14 protein-coding genes are annotated in these 17,136 nt (G+C 71.7%); 9 read left to right on the forward strand and 5 right to left on the reverse strand.

Annotated features, from left to right (window positions below):
* Positions 1 to 126 precede the first annotated feature (126 nt).
* Positions 127 to 669, forward strand: coding sequence for a hypothetical protein (locus tag E6R62_RS24180; RefSeq protein ID WP_168714157.1), 543 nt, complete (start codon positions 127 to 129; stop codon positions 667 to 669).
* A 127-nt stretch (positions 670 to 796) separates the two neighbouring features.
* Complete coding sequence (locus tag E6R62_RS24185; protein ID WP_136215628.1) at positions 797 to 1,432, forward strand: class F sortase; 636 nt, start codon at positions 797 to 799, stop codon at positions 1,430 to 1,432.
* 44 nt (positions 1,433 to 1,476) lie between these two features.
* Here the strand turns inward: E6R62_RS24185 and E6R62_RS24190 are convergent, their stop codons facing one another.
* Positions 1,477 to 2,253 (reverse strand): TSUP family transporter, encoded by a 777-nt coding sequence (locus E6R62_RS24190; protein WP_136215629.1) that lies wholly within the window; start codon positions 2,251 to 2,253, stop codon positions 1,477 to 1,479.
* Positions 2,254 to 2,435: 182 nt separating this feature from the next.
* Between E6R62_RS24190 and E6R62_RS24195 the strand changes: the two genes are divergently transcribed.
* From E6R62_RS24195 to nirD, 3 genes are all read left to right on the forward strand, one after another.
* The gene (locus E6R62_RS24195; protein WP_136215630.1) at positions 2,436 to 3,686 is read left to right on the forward strand and encodes an NAD(P)/FAD-dependent oxidoreductase; all 1,251 of its coding nucleotides are present in this window, start codon (positions 2,436 to 2,438) and stop codon (positions 3,684 to 3,686) included.
* A gap of 104 nt (positions 3,687 to 3,790) precedes the next feature.
* A complete protein-coding gene (gene nirB, locus E6R62_RS24200; protein ID WP_240801861.1) occupies positions 3,791 to 6,280 on the forward strand; it encodes a nitrite reductase large subunit NirB in 2,490 nt (829 codons plus the stop codon).
* Positions 6,277 to 6,615, forward strand: a complete 339-nt coding sequence (gene nirD, locus E6R62_RS24205) for a nitrite reductase small subunit NirD (protein ID WP_136215632.1) — start codon at positions 6,277 to 6,279, stop codon at positions 6,613 to 6,615. The genes nirB and nirD overlap by 4 nt, the downstream gene beginning before the upstream one ends.
* Before the next feature lie 19 nt (positions 6,616 to 6,634).
* On the opposite strand, the gene E6R62_RS24210 is transcribed toward nirD, so the two are convergent.
* The 4 genes from E6R62_RS24210 to dusB all read right to left on the reverse strand — a co-directional run bounded on the left by E6R62_RS24210 (position 6,635) and on the right by dusB (position 12,935).
* A complete protein-coding gene (locus E6R62_RS24210) occupies positions 6,635 to 7,045 on the reverse strand; it encodes a VOC family protein (protein WP_136215633.1) in 411 nt (136 codons plus the stop codon).
* 166 nt (positions 7,046 to 7,211) lie between these two features.
* A complete protein-coding gene (locus E6R62_RS24215) occupies positions 7,212 to 8,264 on the reverse strand; it encodes a helix-turn-helix transcriptional regulator (protein WP_136215634.1) in 1,053 nt (350 codons plus the stop codon).
* Positions 8,265 to 8,707: 443 nt separating this feature from the next.
* Positions 8,708 to 11,416 (reverse strand): pyruvate, phosphate dikinase, encoded by a 2,709-nt coding sequence (gene ppdK, locus E6R62_RS24220; protein ID WP_136215635.1) that lies wholly within the window; start codon positions 11,414 to 11,416, stop codon positions 8,708 to 8,710.
* A 376-nt stretch (positions 11,417 to 11,792) separates the two neighbouring features.
* A complete protein-coding gene (gene dusB / locus E6R62_RS24225; protein WP_136215636.1) occupies positions 11,793 to 12,935 on the reverse strand; it encodes a tRNA dihydrouridine synthase DusB in 1,143 nt (380 codons plus the stop codon).
* Between the two features lie 64 nt (positions 12,936 to 12,999).
* Between dusB and E6R62_RS24230 the strand changes: the two genes are divergently transcribed.
* The 4 genes from E6R62_RS24230 to E6R62_RS24245 all read left to right on the forward strand — a co-directional run bounded on the left by E6R62_RS24230 (position 13,000) and on the right by E6R62_RS24245 (position 17,121).
* The gene (locus E6R62_RS24230; RefSeq protein ID WP_136215637.1) at positions 13,000 to 14,406 is read left to right on the forward strand and encodes an MFS transporter; all 1,407 of its coding nucleotides are present in this window, start codon (positions 13,000 to 13,002) and stop codon (positions 14,404 to 14,406) included.
* A gap of 154 nt (positions 14,407 to 14,560) precedes the next feature.
* Positions 14,561 to 15,616 carry an aldo/keto reductase gene (locus E6R62_RS24235; RefSeq protein WP_136215638.1) on the forward strand — a complete coding sequence of 352 codons (1,056 nt, stop codon included), beginning with the start codon at positions 14,561 to 14,563 and terminating at the stop codon, positions 15,614 to 15,616.
* 21 nt (positions 15,617 to 15,637) lie between these two features.
* A complete protein-coding gene (locus tag E6R62_RS24240; protein ID WP_136215639.1) occupies positions 15,638 to 16,231 on the forward strand; it encodes a TetR family transcriptional regulator in 594 nt (197 codons plus the stop codon).
* Positions 16,232 to 16,410: 179 nt separating this feature from the next.
* Positions 16,411 to 17,121 (forward strand): VC0807 family protein, encoded by a 711-nt coding sequence (locus E6R62_RS24245; RefSeq protein WP_136215640.1) that lies wholly within the window; start codon positions 16,411 to 16,413, stop codon positions 17,119 to 17,121.
* Positions 17,122 to 17,136 lie beyond the last annotated feature (15 nt).

Raw genomic sequence — 17,136 nt, forward strand, 5'->3', positions numbered from 1 at the left:
CAAGCGAGCCGGTGTGAGCTGCGGGAACACCGGCCCGACCGGAAAAGCTGACAGGGCATCAGGAGGCGCGGCGCGGCCGGGACCGGTTATCTCGGGACCACGACCCCGCGTTTCCCAGGAGCCCTCATGCGCCGCCGCACCGCCCACGTGCTGACCGCCACCGCGCTGACCGCCGTCGCCTTCGCCGGCCCGGTCGCCGGTGCGGTCGCCGCCGCGGAACTGGGCATGCCCGGATTCGCGCCGGGGGACTTCGCGACGCTGGAGGTCTGGCCCAAGTCCGCCTCCCCGGGCGTGACCGTGACGGTGAACACGAGCGCCTGCGGCCCTTCCGGCCGCGCCGAGGGCGATGCCACCACCGTCGGCGGGGGCCGCTTCAAGCTGTCGCCGGGCACCCGCAAGGAGGTGGTCACGGGACAGTTCCAGGTCGCCCGCGACCTGCGGCCCGGCACCTACGACATCGGTGCGACCTGCGCGAACGGCAAGTTCGCCACCGGCGACCTGACCATCACCGACCGTGGCCCGCAAGGCCACGTACGGACCGGGGTCGGTGGTGGCACGACCACCACCACCGACCCCGCCAAAGTCACGGCGGGAGCGGCCTTGCTGGCCGCGGTCGCCGTCGGCGGTACCTGGCTCCTGCGTCGCCGGGCGAGCGGCACGCGGGGCTGACGGACCCTCGCGGCCCCGGCCGCGGTCCGAGGTACCGTCCCCGTCGCCCGCCCCGCGAGGTCCCCCCGTTCGCGGGGCCGGGCGACGGCCAGTCATACGCACGGGAAGCGAGCACGAGGGGGCAGGCATGGTGGGCACCTCCGGCGTCGCCGGCCGCGGCGGGCTCCTGGCCCTCGCCGCCTGCGTGGGGATCTGGCTCGTCGGCAGCGGCTCCTCGGAGACCGTCGGGCCGCCGCTGCCGTCCCCCGCGGAGGCGTTGAGCGCGCTCGGCGGCCAGGCCCCGTACGCCGGCAGCATCGCACCGCTGCCCGGCTCCCCGCCCACCCGTCTGCGCATCCCGTCGATCCGCGTGGACGCCCCGCTCACCGGGCTGGGGCTCCAGCCCGACGGCAGTCTCGAAGTCCCGCCGCCGGCCCGGCGCGACCTCGCGGGCTGGTACCGCGACGGCACCACCCCGGGCGCCACCGGCACCGCGCTCATCGCGGGACACGTCGACCACGCCACCGGCCCGGCCGTCTTCTACCACCTGGGCGCCCTGCGCCGCGGCGCCTCGATCGAGGTGGTGCGCGCGGACGGACGGACGGCCGTGTTCACCGTCCACGCCGTCGAGGTGTACGACGCCAAGGCCTTCCCCGACTCCCGGGTGTACGGGCCCTCACCGCGCGCGGAGCTGCGGGTGATCACCTGCGGGGGCGGCTTCTCACCCCGGACCGGCTACGAGGGCAACGTGGTCGTCTTCGCCCACCTGACGGGGACGTACTGAACCCTCCCGGAAGCCGGGACGCCCTCCCGGACTGCGGGAGCGGCTCAGCCCCACTGCTCGATGCCGAGCTTCACCACCAGGGCCCCGACGACCGTCAGCAGGACCGTCCGGACGAACGCGCTGCCCTTGGTCAGCGCCATCCTGGCCCCGATCATGCTCCCGGCCAGGTTGAAGGCCGCCATCAGCGCGGCCAGTTGCCACAGCACCATCCCCTGGTAGGCGAACATCGCGAGCGCCCCGGCGTTGGTGCAGCAGTTGACGATCTTGGCGGTGGCGGAGGCGGTCACCAGGTCGAGGTGGAGCAGCGCGGTGAGGGCGAGCACGAGGAAGGTGCCGGTGCCGGGGCCGATGAGGCCGTCGTAGAAGCCGATGCCGAGTCCGGCCAGGCCGATGGCGAGCAGGACGCGGCGGCGACTGACGGGCGCGGCGGAGGGGGCCGCCCCGAAACCGGGTTTGAAGATCACCACCGCGGCGACGACCACCAGCACCCCCATGATCAGCGGGCGCAGCGCGTCCTTGCTGATCCCCCCGGCCAGCGCGGCGCCGCCCATCGACCCGGCGAGCGCGGCCAGGCCGATGCGGACGGCGAGCTTCACGTTCACCGGCGCCTTGCGGGCGTAGGTCACGGCCGCTCCGGTGGTGCCCACGATGGCCACCGCCTTGTTGGTGCCGAGGACGGCGGCGGGGGGCGTGTGCGGGAGACCGAGCAGCAGGGCGGGCAGGAGCAGCAGGCCGCCGCCCCCGACCACGGCGTCGATCCAGCCGGCCGCCGCGGCTGCCAGGCACAGCACGATGATCATCACGGTTGAAATGTCAGGCACGGCCACGACCCTACGGAGCGTGCGGCGGCCGGGGTCCCGGACGCCGGAAATTTGCGCGAAGGTTGAGGTTCGGGCGGGGTCCGAGGGCCTCACGGGCCGCCGGACCGGGTGCTGAGGCGCGCGTTCCGTCCGGGTAACAACGGCGATGCGACGGGGAAACAGCGGGCCCGCAGGCTCGTGCCATGACCTCGAATCGGCGTGTGGTGGTGATCGGCGGCGGCCTGGCGGGCCTGCGGTGCGCCGCGCGGCTGGCCACCGGTGGCGCGGCGGCGGTCACGGTCCTCGGCGAGGAACCGCACGCCCCCTACAACCGGGTGCTGCTGGCCGAGATCCTGGCCGGCCGCTACGACCCCGAGGTGACCGCGCTCCCGGACCCGGGCCCGGCGCTGCGCCGAGGCGTGCGCGCGGTCCGCGTCGACCGCGCCGACCGGACGGTGCGCTGCGACGACGGGACGGTGCTCGGGTACGACACCCTCGTCCTGGCCACCGGCTCGAACCCGGTCCTGCCCCCGTTGCGCGGCCTGTTCGAGCCGGACGGGCGGGAACTCCCCGAGGGGGTCCACGCGTTCCGCACCATGGACGACTGCCTGGCCCTCTCGGCTGCCGTACGTCCCGGCGTGCGCGCCGTGGTGATCGGCGGCGGTCTCCTCGGGGTCTCGGCGGCCCGCGCCCTCGCCGCCCGCGGCGCCCAGGTGGTGCTCGCGCAGCAGGCCGAGCGGCTGATGGAACGCCAATTGGACGCGGACGCGTCGGCCCTCCTGCACACCCACCTGACGGCTCTGGGCGTCGAGATCCACACCGAGTGCCGGGTGCGCGGCCTGACCAAGGCCGCGCCCGCCCAGGGGGGCGGGACTTTGGTCACCGGCGTCGAACTCGCCGACGGGTACCGGCTCGACGCCGACCTGGTGGTGCTCGCCTGCGGTGTGCGCCCGCGCATCGGGCTGGCCCAAGCCGCCGGGCTCGACGTGCGCAAGGGCGTCGTCGTGGACGACCGGCTGCGCACCTCCGACCCCCGTATCCACGCCATCGGCGACTGCGCCGAGCACGACGGTCGGGTGTACGGGCTGGCCGGAGCCGCGCTGGAGCAGGCCGACGCCGTGGCGGCCTTCCTCACCGGCACCGGCGACCCCGCCGGCACCTCCCCCTACACCGGCACCCGCGCCCTGACCCGGCTCACCCTCACCTCCGGCGACGACGGCCCCCTGGACCTCGCCGCCTTCGGGCAGGCGACCCCGCTGCCCGGGGACGACGTCATCCGCCTCGCCGACGCCACCCGCCGGACCTACCGGAAGGTCGTCGTGCGCGGCGACCGCCTGGTCGGCGGGGTCCTCCTCGGCGAACTGTCCACCGTGGCGGCCCTGGCCCGCTCCTGGGAGGACGGGGAAGCCCTGACCGACTTCTCGCACCTGCTCACCGACGACGGAGGCTCCTGATCATGGCCGCAGTCCCGCCCACGCCCACCCCCGCAGCCGGTACCGACTCCGCCCCGGCGGACGCCCCGACCGCCGGCCCCGCCCTCGTGCTCGTCGGCCACGGCATGGTCGGCCAGCGCTACCTGGAGGCCCTCGCCGAGCGCGGGATCACCGGCTCGCACCGCGTCACCGTCCTGTGCGAGGAGCCCCGCCCGGCCTACGACCGGGTCCACCTGACCTCCTACTTCTCCGGCAGCACCCCCGAGGACCTGTCGCTGACCCCGGACGACTTCATGGCGCGGCACGGGATCGACCTGCGCCTCGGCGACCCCGCCGAGACCATCGACCGTGACGCCCGCACCGTCACGTCCCGCTCCGGGCGGGTGTTCCCGTACGACGTCCTCGTCCTGGCGACCGGCAGCTACCCCTTCGTGCCGCCCGTGCCCGGCAAGGACGCCCCCGGCTGCTTCGTGTACCGCACCATCGAGGACCTCCTCGCGATCGAGGCGTACGGGAAGGGTCGCACCGACGGCGCCGTCGTCGGCGGCGGTCTCCTCGGCCTGGAGGCGGCCGGCGCGCTGCAGGGGCTGGGGCTGGCCACCCGCGTCGTGGAGTTCGCGCCGCGCCTGATGCCCGTGCAGGTCGACGACGGCGGCGGCGCCGCGCTGCTGCGGACCATCGAGTCCATGGGTCTGACCGTCCACACGGGCGTCGGGACGCAGGAGGTCCTCACCGGCGAGGACGGCTCGGTGAGCGGCATGCGCCTGTCCGACGGCTCGACCGTCCCCACCGACCTGGTCGTCTTCTCCGCCGGCGTCCGCCCCCGCGACCAGCTGGCCCGCGAGTGCGGTCTGACGGTCGGCGAGCGCGGCGGGATCCGCGTCGACGCCCGGTGCCGCACCTCAGACCCCCGGGTCTACGCCATCGGCGAATGCGCGCTGGCCGCCGACGGCCGGGTCTACGGCCTGGTCGCCCCCGGCTACGAGATGGCCGAGACGGCCGCCGACGACCTGCTCGGCCGCGACCGGGAGTTCACCGGGGCCGACCTGTCCACCAAGCTCAAGCTGCTCGGCGTGGACGTGGCCTCCTTCGGCGACGCCCACGGAACGACCCCCGACTGCCTGGACGTCGTCTACTCCGACTCCCGCTCGGGCGTGTACAAGAAGCTGGTCGTCTCCCCCGACGGCGTGCTGCTCGGCGGGGTGCTCGTCGGCGACGCCGACTCCTACGGTTTGCTGCGCCCCCTCACCGGCAGCGTTCCGCCGGTCGCCCCCGAACAGCTGGTGCTGCCCGCGGGCATCGGCCCGGCCGCGCAGCTCGGGCCCTCCGCGCTGCCCGACACGGCGGTGATCTGCTCCTGCCACAACGTGACCAAGAAAGAGATCACCGCCTGCTCCTCGCTCCCCGAGGTCAAGAAGTGCACCAAGGCGGGCACCGGTTGCGGCGGCTGCCTCAAGGTGATCGGGCAACTGCTGCCCGCGGCCGCCGACAAGGGGTTGTGCGGCTGCTTCCCGTACACCCGCGCAGAGCTGTACGAGATCGTCCGCACCCGCCGCCTGACCTCCTACCGGGAGATCCTCGACGGCCACGGCCGCGACGGCGCCAAGGGCGGCGAGGGCTGCGAGGTCTGCAAGCCGGCCGTCGCCTCGATCATCGCCTCGCTGGCCGCGACGCTGGGCGCGAGCGGCTACGTGCTGGACGGGGAGCAGGCCGCCCTCCAGGACACCAACGACCACTTCCTGGCGAACATGCAGCGCAACGGCTCCTACTCGGTCGTTCCCCGCATCCCGGGCGGTGAGATCACCCCCGAGAAACTCATCGTGATCGGCGAGGTGGCCCGCGACTTCGGCCTGTACACGAAGATCACCGGTGGTCAGCGGATCGACCTCTTCGGGGCCGCGGTCGACCAGCTCCCGCGCATCTGGGCGCGGCTGGTGGACGCCGGCTTCGAGTCCGGACACGCCTACGGGAAGGCGCTGCGCACGGTGAAGTCCTGCGTGGGCCAGACGTGGTGCCGCTACGGGGTGCAGGACAGCGTGCGCATGGCCATCGACCTGGAGCTGCGCTACCGGGGCCTGCGCTCACCGCACAAGCTGAAGTCGGCGGTGTCCGGCTGCACCCGCGAGTGCGCGGAGGCGCAGAGCAAGGACTTCGGGGTCATCGCGACGGCGAACGGCTGGAACCTCTACGTCGGCGGCAACGGCGGAGCCACCCCGCGCCACGCGGACCTGCTCGCCCAGGACCTGTCGGACGCGGAACTGGTCCGGCTGATCGACCGGTTCCTGATGTTCTACATCCGCACCGCCGACCGGCTGGAGCGGACCTCGACCTGGTTGGAGCGCCTGGAGGGCGGCCTGCCCCACCTGCGGGACGTGATCGTGCACGACTCGCTCGGGCTGTGCGCGGAGTTGGAGTCGCTGATGGCCGACCACGTCGCGCACTACCGCGACGAGTGGGCCGAGACCCTCCGGGACCCCGAGCGGCTGCGCCGGTTCGTGTCCTTCGTCAACGCGCCCGGCGCCCCGGACCCGAGCGTGCGGTTCGTGGCGGAACGCGACCAGGTCAAGCCCGACCTGACCGTCTTGACCCTTGAGCCCGTGGGAGGAAACCGGTGACCATCGAGTTGGAAGTGGACGGCGGCTGGCTGACGGTGTGCGACCTGTCGCACCTGACCCCGGGGCGCGGGGTCGCGGCCCTGCTGCCCGACGGGAGCCAGGCCGCGGTGTTCGTGGACCGCGCGGGTCGCGCGTACGCCATCGGCAACCGGGACCCCTTCACCGGCGCGCAGGTGCTCGCCCGGGGGCTGGTGGGCGCGGTGACCGGACGTCCCTTCGTGGCCTCTCCGCTGCTCAAGCAGCGGTTCGACCTGGAGTCGGGGCGCTGCCTGGACGACGACGCGGTGGCGGTCCGGACCTACCCGGTGCGGACCGCCGTGACCTCGCCCGCCTGAGGCTGCGACGGCGGCCGGACTACCGGCCCTGGACGGCCGCCGGGTCCATCCACATGATCTCCCAGGTGTGGCCGTCCAGGTCCTCGAACGCGCGCCCGTACATGAACCCGTGGTCCTGTGCGGGGCGGGGCTCGGCGCCGCCCGCGCCGACAGCCGCGTCGACGAGTGCGTCCACCGCGTCGCGGCTCTCGGCGCTCAGACACAGCAGTGCCTCGGTGGTGGTGGAGGTGTCCGCGATGGCCTTGTGGGTGAAGTCCTTGAAGCGGGCCTCGGTCAGCAGCATCGCGTAGATGGTGTCGCTGATGACCAGGCAGGCGCCGTTCTCGTCGCTGAACTGCGCGTTGCAGGAGTAGCCGAGCTTGCCCCAGAAGGCCTTGCTCGCCTCCAGGTCCTTGACGGGCAGGTTGACGAAGATCATGGTGGCGGACATCCCGGTTCCTCTTCTCTCGTGGTGGTGCGTACGAGGGGATAGACCGGGCCGCCCCGCGAAACTCATCGCCGCGCGGAGAAGTTTTTCCGCCCCTCCTCCCGGTCCTCCTCCTCGCCGCACCGCACGACCCTGCGCGGCGGCGCGCGCCGTCGGGACGCCACCGCGCTCAGGACGCCACCGCGCCGCCCTTCAACAACGCCGCGCCCAGCGGGGTCACGGTGTGCAGGACGGCGTTGCCCCGGCGCAGGGTGGTGACCAGGCCCGCCTCCCGCATCACGCAGGCGTGCTGGCTCGCGGACGCCAGCGACACCCCGGCCCGGCGGGCGAGTTCGCTGGTGGTGGCTCCGTCGCCGATGGCCCGCAGCACCACCGAGCGGGTGTGCCCGACGAGCTTGCCCAAGGTCCGCTGGCGCTGCTCCTCCGCCGGGCGGGCCGCCTCCCCCTGGGCCGGGGCCGAGGCGAGCTGCGCCGCCGCCGGGTACACCAGGACCGGTGGCAACTCCGGGTCGTGCAGGGTGACGGCGGTGCGGCGGCAGAAGAAGGACGGCTGGAGCAGCAGTCCGCGTCCCCGCAGGCGCACGTCCCGGTCCACCGGGTAGTCGCACTCCAGGACCGGCGCCCGCCACCGCAGCATCGGCGGCAGCGAGGCGAGCAGCTCGTCCGCGCCGCCGTCCAGCAGCGCTCGGCCGCGGGCGGCCCGCTCGGCCTCGATCTGGGCCTGGATGTGCGTCCAGTAGGGCTCCACGGCCACCCGGTGATACGCGCGTAGCTCCGCGAGCACCCTCGGCATGTGCTTGGCCGCGTCGTCCATGAACTCGCGCAGCCGGCGCGGGACGAGGGTGTCGCCCCCGCCGCCCGCGCCCGCGGGCATGCCGAACGCCGCGCCGACGCGCGCTCCCGCCCCCAGCAGCGACAGCTCGCGCCGTACCCGCTCGGGGCGTATGCCGCGCAGCGCGTCGAGGCCGACGTCCCACCCGTACTGCCCCTCGACCGGGGTCAGGAAATCGGGGAAATAGCCGCGTCCCGGTATCAGCGCGCCGAGGAGCCTTGTTTCACTATTCAACCGGGTACGGGTTTCCGTGCGCCATTCACCGAACAACCGGGCATCTCGCCGATCCCTTAAACGGTGAAAGCTGAGAATCGTTTCCCACAACGCATCGGGACGTCCCGCCATCCGTACGCGTGCGAGGTCCACTCCCGTGAAATGGATACGAAGCACCGAACCCCCACCTGTGCAACCGCAATCCCCCCGCCTCTTGAGTATGCACGCCGTCACACGTGGTCACCACGCCCTTTCAGCCACAGTTGAAACCCCTTTCGGCAGGAGCGTGACAACCGAAATCCTGTACTCCGCCGGGCACACTCCGGTGCGACCGAAACGCTCCGTGAAGGCCGTGGGGGGCTTTGCGGGGCCTGGCGGTCGGTCGCACAGGGAAGCGCCGACGTGCCCGGCGATAGGCGGCAGGCGGTGGACGGGTGGGGATCCGTCCACCGCCTGGTGCCGTAAAGGCGACTTGGTTGAATACGGTCCTTGAACGCAAAGCAGGCTGCGCCCGCTTCCGGGGGTCAGGGAAACCGGAAGCAGGCGCAGCCTCAGGAACCGGTGCCGCCCGGCCGGGTTCGTGCCCGGCCGAGCCGCGCCGGAACCCGGCACGGGGGGGCTCAGCGGCTGTCGGAGCCCTTCGACTCGGCGGCCGCGCGGCCGGCCTCCAGGCGCGCCACCGGAATCCGGAACGGCGAGCAGGAGACGTAGTCGAGGCCGACCTCGTGGAAGAAGTGCACCGACTCGGGGTCGCCGCCGTGCTCGCCGCAGACGCCGAGCTTGAGGTCGGGGCGGGTCGCCCGGCCGGCCTCGACCGCGCTGCGGACCAGCGAGCCGACGCCGTCCTTGTCGATGGTCTCGAAGGGCGAGACCCCGAAGATGCCCTTCTCCAGGTAGGCGGTGAAGAAGCTGGCCTCGACGTCGTCGCGGGAGAAGCCCCACACCGTCTGGGTCAGGTCGTTCGTGCCGAAGGAGAAGAACTGCGCCGCCTCGGCGATCTGACCGGCGGTCAGCGCGGCGCGCGGCAGCTCGATCATCGTGCCGATGCTCAGCTTGAGGCTGGTGCCGGTGGCGGCCTCGATCTCGGCGATGACCTGGTCGGCCTCCTCGCGGACGATCTCCAGCTCCTGGACGGTGCCGACGAGCGGGATCATGATCTCGGCGCGCGGGTCGCCCTTGGCGTTCTTGCGCTCGGCCGCGGCCTCGGCGATCGCCCGGACCTGCATGGCGAACAGGCCGGGGATGACCAGACCGAGGCGGACACCGCGCAGACCCAGCATCGGGTTCTGCTCGTGCAGCTTGTGCACGGCCTGGAGCAGGCGCAGGTCGTTCTCGTTGGCGTCCTTGCGGGACTCGGCGAGGGCGACGCGCACCGACAGCTCGGTGATGTCGGGCAGGAACTCGTGCAGCGGCGGGTCCAGGAGACGGACGGTGACGGGCAGCCCGTCCATCGCCTCGAACAGCTCGACGAAGTCCTTCTTCTGCAACGGGAGCAGGGCACTGAGTGCCCCTTCGCGCTCGTCGTCGGTGTCGGCGAGGATCAGGCGCTCGACCATCTCGCGGCGCTCACCGAGGAACATGTGCTCGGTGCGGCACAGTCCGATGCCCTGGGCGCCGAAACGGCGGGCGCGCGAGGCGTCCTCGGCGTTGTCGGCGTTGGCGCGCACCCGCAGCCGGCGGACGCGGTCCGCGTAGGCCATGATCCGGTGCACGGCGGCGACCAGCTCGTCGGCGTCGTCGGCGCCGGCGTGCATGCGGCCCTCGAAGTACTCGACCACGGGGGACGGTACGACGGGTACCTCGCCGAGGTAGACCTTGCCGGTGGAGCCGTCGATGGAGACGACGTCGCCCTCTTCGATGACCGTCCCGCCGACCGTCATGCGGCGGCGCTTGGTGTCGACTTCGAGGTCCTCGGCGCCGCAGACGCAGGTCTTGCCCATGCCGCGGGCGACGACGGCGGCGTGGGAGGTCTTGCCGCCGCGCGAGGTCAGGATGCCCTCGGCGGCGATCATGCCGTCCAGGTCGTCCGGGTTGGTCTCACGGCGGATCAGGATGACCTTCTCGCCGGAGCGGGACCACTTGACGGCCGTGTACGAGTCGAAGACGGCCTTGCCGACCGCCGCGCCCGGGGAGGCGGCGATGCCGCGACCGAGCAGCGTGGTCTTGGCGTCCTCGTCGAAGCGGGGGAACATCAGCTGCGCGAGCTGGGCGCCGTTGACGCGCTGGAGGGCCTCGGCCTCGTCGATCAGGCCCTGGTCCACGAGCTGCGTCGCGATGCGGAAGGCCGCGCCCGCGGTGCGCTTGCCGACGCGGGTCTGGAGCATCCACAGCTGGCCGCGCTCGATGGTGAACTCGATGTCGCAGAGATCCTTGTAGTGGGTCTCCAGCGTCTCCATGATCGTCATGAGCTGGTCGTAGGAGGCCTTGTCGATGCCCTCCAGATCCGCCAGCGGGACGGTGTTGCGGATGCCGGCCACGACGTCCTCGCCCTGCGCGTTCTGCAGGTAGTCGCCGTAGACGCCCTGGTGGCCGGTGGCGGGGTCGCGGGTGAAGGCGACGCCGGTGCCGGAGTCCGGGCCGAGGTTGCCGAAGACCATGGAGCAGATGTTGACGGCGGTGCCCAGGTCGCCGGGGATGCGCTCCTGGCGGCGGTAGAGCTTGGCGCGGTCGGTGTTCCAGGAGTTGAACACCGCCTCGACGGCGAGGTCCATCTGCTCGCGGGCGTCCTGCGGGAACTCGCGGCCGGCCTCCTTCGCCACGATCTTCTTGAAGACCTTGACGAGCTTCTTGAGGTCGGCGGCGTCGAGGTCGGTGTCGACGGTGACCTTCTTGGCGGCCTTGGCCTCGTCGAGCGCGTCCTCGAAGAGCTCGCCCTCCACGCCCAGCACGGTCTTGCCGAACATCTGGATGAGGCGGCGGTAGGAGTCCCACGCGAAGCGCTCGTCGCCGGCCTGGGTGGCGAGGCCGACCACGGACTCGTCGGAGAGGCCGATGTTGAGGACGGTGTCCATCATGCCGGGCATCGAGAACTTGGCGCCGGAACGAACGGAGACCAGCAGCGGGTCGTCCGACTGGCCGAGCTTCTTGCCCATCTTCGCCTCGAGGGCCGCCAGGTGGGCGCTGACCTCGTCGCGCAGCGCGGACGGGGCCTCACCGCTTTCGAGGTAGACCTTGCAGGCCTCGGTGGTGATGGTGAAGCCGGGAGGCACCGGGAGACCAAGGTTGGTCATCTCGGCGAGGTTGGCTCCCTTGCCGCCGAGAAGGTCCTTGAGGTCGCGGTTTCCCTCGGTGAAGTCGTAGACGAACTTCTGATCTTTGTTTTCCGACACGGGTCTCGACTCCTCGAGGACTCGGGTGGCTGCCCTGACGGCCAGGAACATACCCAGATCGAAGGCGTCTGGGTATGTCCACTTAGGCGTCATACGGCTGTAACCACCCGTGTGCCAGCCAATCGAAAGTAACCGATAAGTAATGCCGACCGGCCCGCAGCGTTCACATCCCGAAGGGGGAAGTGGCCCCTGAGGCCATCTGCCGCTCGGATGAGCGATCATCGATACATTTGCGTTCAACACTTGAACACACAAAGGGTGGCACCCAGTGCCACCCTTTGGAAGTCATACCCGTGACTTGAGCGCTCATCTGAGCGAAACCTCTCCCATGCGTGGCGTATATCACGCTACACCGAGGGCGATTTGTCGGCCGTCGTCAGCCTCCGGAAGTGTCCAGCTCGGCGTCTTCGGTCACACCGGCGCAGTCGTACGGATCTTTCAACCAGCCCTCGGGCAGGACAACTCGGTTGTTTCCGGACGTCCGGCCCCGGGGACCATCGGCACTCTCGGGCCAGGCCTGATCCAGATCGAGCTCGCTCAGATGAGCGTCCAGTTCGGCCAGGGAAGAGGTCACCGCCAGCTTCTGGCGCATCTCGGACCCCACGGCGAAGCCCTTGAGGTACCAGGCCACGTGCTTACGGAAGTCGATCACCCCGCGCGCCTCGTCGCCGATCCACTCGCCCAGCAGCTGGGCATGGCGGTGCATGGTGGCCGCGACCTCGCGCAGGGTGGGCTTGTGGAAGTCCTCGGGGCGCCCCTCGAAGGCCGCGACCAGGTCGTTGAACAGCCACGGCCGCCCCAGGCAACCGCGCCCGACGACCACTCCGTCGCAGCCGGTCTCTCGGACCATGCGCAGCGCGTCCTCGGCGCACCAGATGTCGCCGTTGCCGAGCACCGGGATCTCCGGCACGTGCTCCTTCAGGCGCGCGATGGCGTCCCAGTCGGCGGTGCCGCCGTAGTGCTGGGCCGTGGTGCGCCCGTGCAGGGCGATGGCGGTGACGCCCTCCTCGACCGCGATGCGGCCGGCGTCGAGGTAGGTGAGGTGCTCGTCGTTGATGCCCTTGCGCATCTTCATGGTGACGGGCAGGTCGCCGGCGCCGGCGACGGCCTCGCGCAGGATCGCCCGCAGCAGGTTCCTCTTGTAGGGGAGGGCCGAGCCGCCGCCCTTGCGGGTGACCTTGGGGACCGGGCAGCCGAAGTTGAGGTCGATGTGGTCGGCGCGGTCCTCCTCGACGATCATGCGGACCGCCTTGCCGACCGTCGCGGGGTCGACCCCGTACAGCTGGATCGAGCGGGGCTTCTCGGTCTCGTCGAAGTGGATCAGCTGCATGGTCTTCTCGTTGCGCTCGACCAGGGCGCGCGTCGTGATCATCTCGCTGACGAACAGCCCCTTGCCGCCGCTGAACTCGCGGCACAGGGTGCGGAACGGGGCGTTGGTGATACCGGCCATGGGTGCGAGCACCACCGGGGGCTGCACGGTGTGCGGGCCGATCGCGAGGGGCGGGGGGAGCGTGGTCATCCCCCCATTGTCGCCCAGCCGGGCCGTGTCCCGTATTTCATTAGTTAGGCGTACTATCGGAGCCATGCGCACCCTGAGCCCCAGGCGTCGCGGCCTCGTGCTGGCCATCTGCTGCATGAGCCTGCTGATAGTCAGCCTGGACACCACCGTCCTGAACGTCGCGCTCCCCTCCATCAGGGAGGACTTGCACGCCTTGGTCTCAGGCATGCAGTGGACGATCGACGCGTACACGCTGGTCCTGGCGTCGCTGCTGATGCTGGCGGGGTCCACCGGCGACCGGATCGGGCGCCGCAAGGTGTTCGCCACGGGACTGATCGTCTTCACGGCCGGTTCCGTACTGTGCTCGTTGGCGCCGAGCCTGGAGTGGCTGATCGTGTTCCGGATGGTCCAGGCCGTGGGCGGCTCGATGCTCAACCCGGTGGCCATGTCGATCATCACCAACACGTTCACCGAGCCCAAGGAGCGCGCCCGCGCCATCGGCCTGTGGGGCGGGGTCGTCGGCATCTCGATGGCCGCCGGCCCGCTGATCGGCGGCGTACTGGTCGACTCGGTCGGCTGGCGGTCCATCTTCTGGGTCAACCTGCCCGTGGGGCTCGCCGCCCTCGTCCTGACCCTGCGCTACATCCCCGAGTCCCGGGCCGAGCACCCCCGCCGGCCGGACCCGGTCGGCCAGCTGCTGGTCGTGGCCCTGCTGGGGTCGGTGACGTACGGGATCATCGAGGCCCCCTCGGCCGGGTGGGGTTCCCCGACGGTCCTCGGGTGCGCGGGGCTCGCGGTGGCGGCCCTGGTGGGGCTGCTCGCCTACGAGCCGCGGCGGGACGAGCCGTTGATCGACCCGAGGTTCTTCCGCAGCGCCCCGTTCAGCGGGGCGACCGTGATCGCGGTGAGCGCCTTCGCCGCCCTCTCGGGGTTCCTGTTCCTGAACACCCTCTACCTCCAGGAGGTGCGCGGGCTGGACGCCCTGGAGGCGGGGTTGTACATGCTGCCGATGGCGGCGCCGGCCTTCTTCTGCGCGCCGCTGTCGGGGCGGCTGGTCGCCGCAGTGGGACCGCGGCTGCCCCTGGTGGTCGCGGGGACCGCGATGGGGGCGAGCGGGCTGCTCTTCGCCGTGTTGTCGGCGGAGGCGTCGGACCCGTTGATGTTCGCCGGATACGTGCTCTTCGGGATCGGGTTCGGCATGGTCAACGCGCCGATCACCAACACGGCGGTGTCCGGGATGCCGCGCGCCCAGGCCGGGGTGGCGGCGGCGGTGGCGTCGACCAGCCGGCAGACCGGGGGGACGCTGGGCGTGGCGGTGATCGGCGCGGTGCTGGCGGCCGGACTCTCCGGCGGGGGCGGATTCGTCGCGGCGGCCCTGCCGGCCTGGTGGATCATCACGTTGTGCGGGGCGCTGGTGTTGGCGGTGGGCGTGGCCACGACCGGCGGCTGGGCGCTGCGCACGGCGCGGCGAACGGCCCACGCCCTCGGCTAGGCCATCCCGCTCGGACCGCCCCGGCCCACGACACCCCGGCACGACATCCCAGGCACGACACCCCGGCACGCGCCCCGCTGCCGGGGTGCGCGCTTTCCAGTCCTGACGAGTGACAGATATTGAAATCTGTCACTCGTCATGCCATTCTCGTTGCATGACCACGAACGAGAACACCCGGACAACCGTCACGACGACCCTCGGTGCCGCCGGCCCCGCCGTCTTTCCGCTCGGGCTCGGCTGCATGGGCATGTCCGCGCTGTACGGGGAGGCCGACCGGGCCGAGTCGATCGCGACCATCCACGCCTATCTGGACGCCGCCCCCGAGGGCATGGACACGCTGCTCGACACGGGCGACTTCTACGGCATGGGCCACAACGAACTGCTGATCGGCGAGGCCCTGCGCACAGCGCCCGCCGCGCTGCGCGAGCGGGCGTTGACCAGCGTGAAGTTCGGCGCCCTGCGCACGGTGGAGGGTGGCTTCACCGGGGTGGACGGTCGGCCGGAGGCCGTGAAGAACTTCCTGGCCTATTCGCTCCAACGACTGGGCCGCGACCACATCGACATCTACCGGCTCGCCCGCCTGGACCCGAACGTGCCGATCGAGGAAACGGTCGGCGCGCTCGCCGAGGCGGTCGAAGCCGGGCACGTGCGGCACATCGGGCTCTCGGAGGTCGGTGCGGACACCCTGCGTCGGGCCGCCGCGGTGGCCCCGATCGCCGACCTCCAGATCGAGTACTCGCTGATCTCGCGCGGGATCGAGGCGGAGATCCTCCCGACCGCGCGTGAGCTCGGCATAGGCATCACGGCGTACGGGGTGCTGTCCCGGGGCCTGATCAGCGGTCACTTCAGCCGGGATCGCCGGCTGGCCCCCGGCGACTTCCGCGGGATGAGCCCCCGCTTCCAGGGCGAGAACCTCGACCGGAACCTCGATCTGGTGGAGGCCCTGCGCAAGGTGGCGCGGGAGAAGGGAGTGAGCGTCGCGCAGATCGCCATCGCGTGGGTGCTCGCCCAGGGCCCCAAGCACCGGGTCGACATCGTCCCGCTGGTGGGTGCCCGGCGCCGGGACCGGCTGGAGGAGGCATTGGGCGCCCTTCGGGTGGAGCTGAGCGCCGCCGATCTGGCCGCCGTCGAGGCGGCGATACCCGCCGGGGCCGCGGCCGGCGAGCGTTACCCGGCGGCGCAGATGGCCCACCTCGACAGCGAGCACTGACCGGGCGGTACGGTCGTACTCATGCCCTCCGCTGCTGCCGAACCCCTGACCCCCGAGCGCATCCTCGCAACCACCGAGGAGGTGCTGCGGCGCTTCGGCCCGACCAAGGCGACCGTGGTGGACGTGGCGCGCGCCCTGGGCGTCAGCCACGGCAGTGTCTACAGGCACTTCCCGTCGAAGGCGGCGCTGCGCGAGGCCGTCACGGACCGCTGGCTCGCCAAGAGCGTGGTCCGGCTGGAGGAGATCGCCTCGGCTCCGGCCGAGCCGGCGCCCTCCAAGCTGGAGGCCTGGTTGGAGGCGCTCTTCGAAGCCAAGCGGCACAAGGCGGGCGACGACCCGGAGTTGTTCGCGACGTACACGGTGCTCCTCGCCGAGAACAGCGGCGTGGTGGATCACCATCTGAGCGAGCTGATCGGACAGTTGACCCGGATCATCTCCGAGGGTGTCGCGGACGGGACGCTGGCCGCGCGGGACGTCCCGGCCGCCGCTCGCGCGGTCTTCGACGCCACCGGGCGCTTCCACGATCCGCAGTACGCGGCCGACTGGCTCTCGCCCACGATCATCGCCGAGTTCGAGGCGGTCACCTCGCTGGTCATCCGGGGTCTGCGGGCCTGAATCGGCGCCCCGAGCGGCCGTTTGGGCCCATACCGGCCCCTGTCCATCCCTCGCCGGCGCCGGACTGGCTCATTCCGGCCGGACTTGGTGATCATTTGGGCCGGGGGGTCCTGTCGCGGCCCGCACGCCCTGCCCTAGGTTCCCCCCGAACACACCACCAGTGATCCTCAGGGGGAAGCATGTCCACATCTCAGCCGCAGGTCGGTCGCCCGGCGCCACCCGCACGGTCGGCCGGCGCCGCCGCGTTCGGCTGGATCTTGACCATCGGTCTCAACGTGGTCGCACCGATCATCACCTACAACCAGCTGCACGACCACGGCTGGAGCGAGTTCGGCGCGCTGTTGGTCAGCGGCGCGTGGCCGGTGCTCGACAGCGCGATCAGCGTGGCCTGGCGCCGCAAGCTCGACGAGTTCGCCGTCGTCACCCTGGTGTTCCTCGTCATCACGGCCGTCGTCTCGCTGGTCGGCGCGCACTCGGCCCGCGCGCTGCTGATCAAGGACTCATGCGTGACGGGGCTGTTCGGGCTGCTGTGCCTGGTCACCCTGCTCGCCCCCCGGCCGCTGATGTTCTACTTCGGCCGCAAGTTCGCCACCGACGGCACTGCGGAGAGCACCGCCTGGTGGAACGGCCTGTGGCAGTACGAGGGCTTCCGCCGGACGTTGACCGTCATGACCACGGTCTGGGGTGTGGCGTACCTGGCCGAGGCCGCGGTGCGCGTCGCGCTGACGTACGTCCTCGACACCGACACGATGGTCACGGTCAGCCCGATCATGATCTACACGGTGCTCGGCTTGCTGGCCCTGTGGACCGCGCGCTATGGCAAGCGTTCCCAGGCGGAGGGCGAACGCCGCACCGCGGCGGCCGCCGCCGCCCACGCGGGGGCCGTCTGACGGCGAAGGCCGGCC

This window comes from Streptomyces sp. A1136, from assembly GCF_004795055.1.
Classification (GTDB): Bacteria; Actinomycetota; Actinomycetes; order Streptomycetales; family Streptomycetaceae; genus Streptomyces.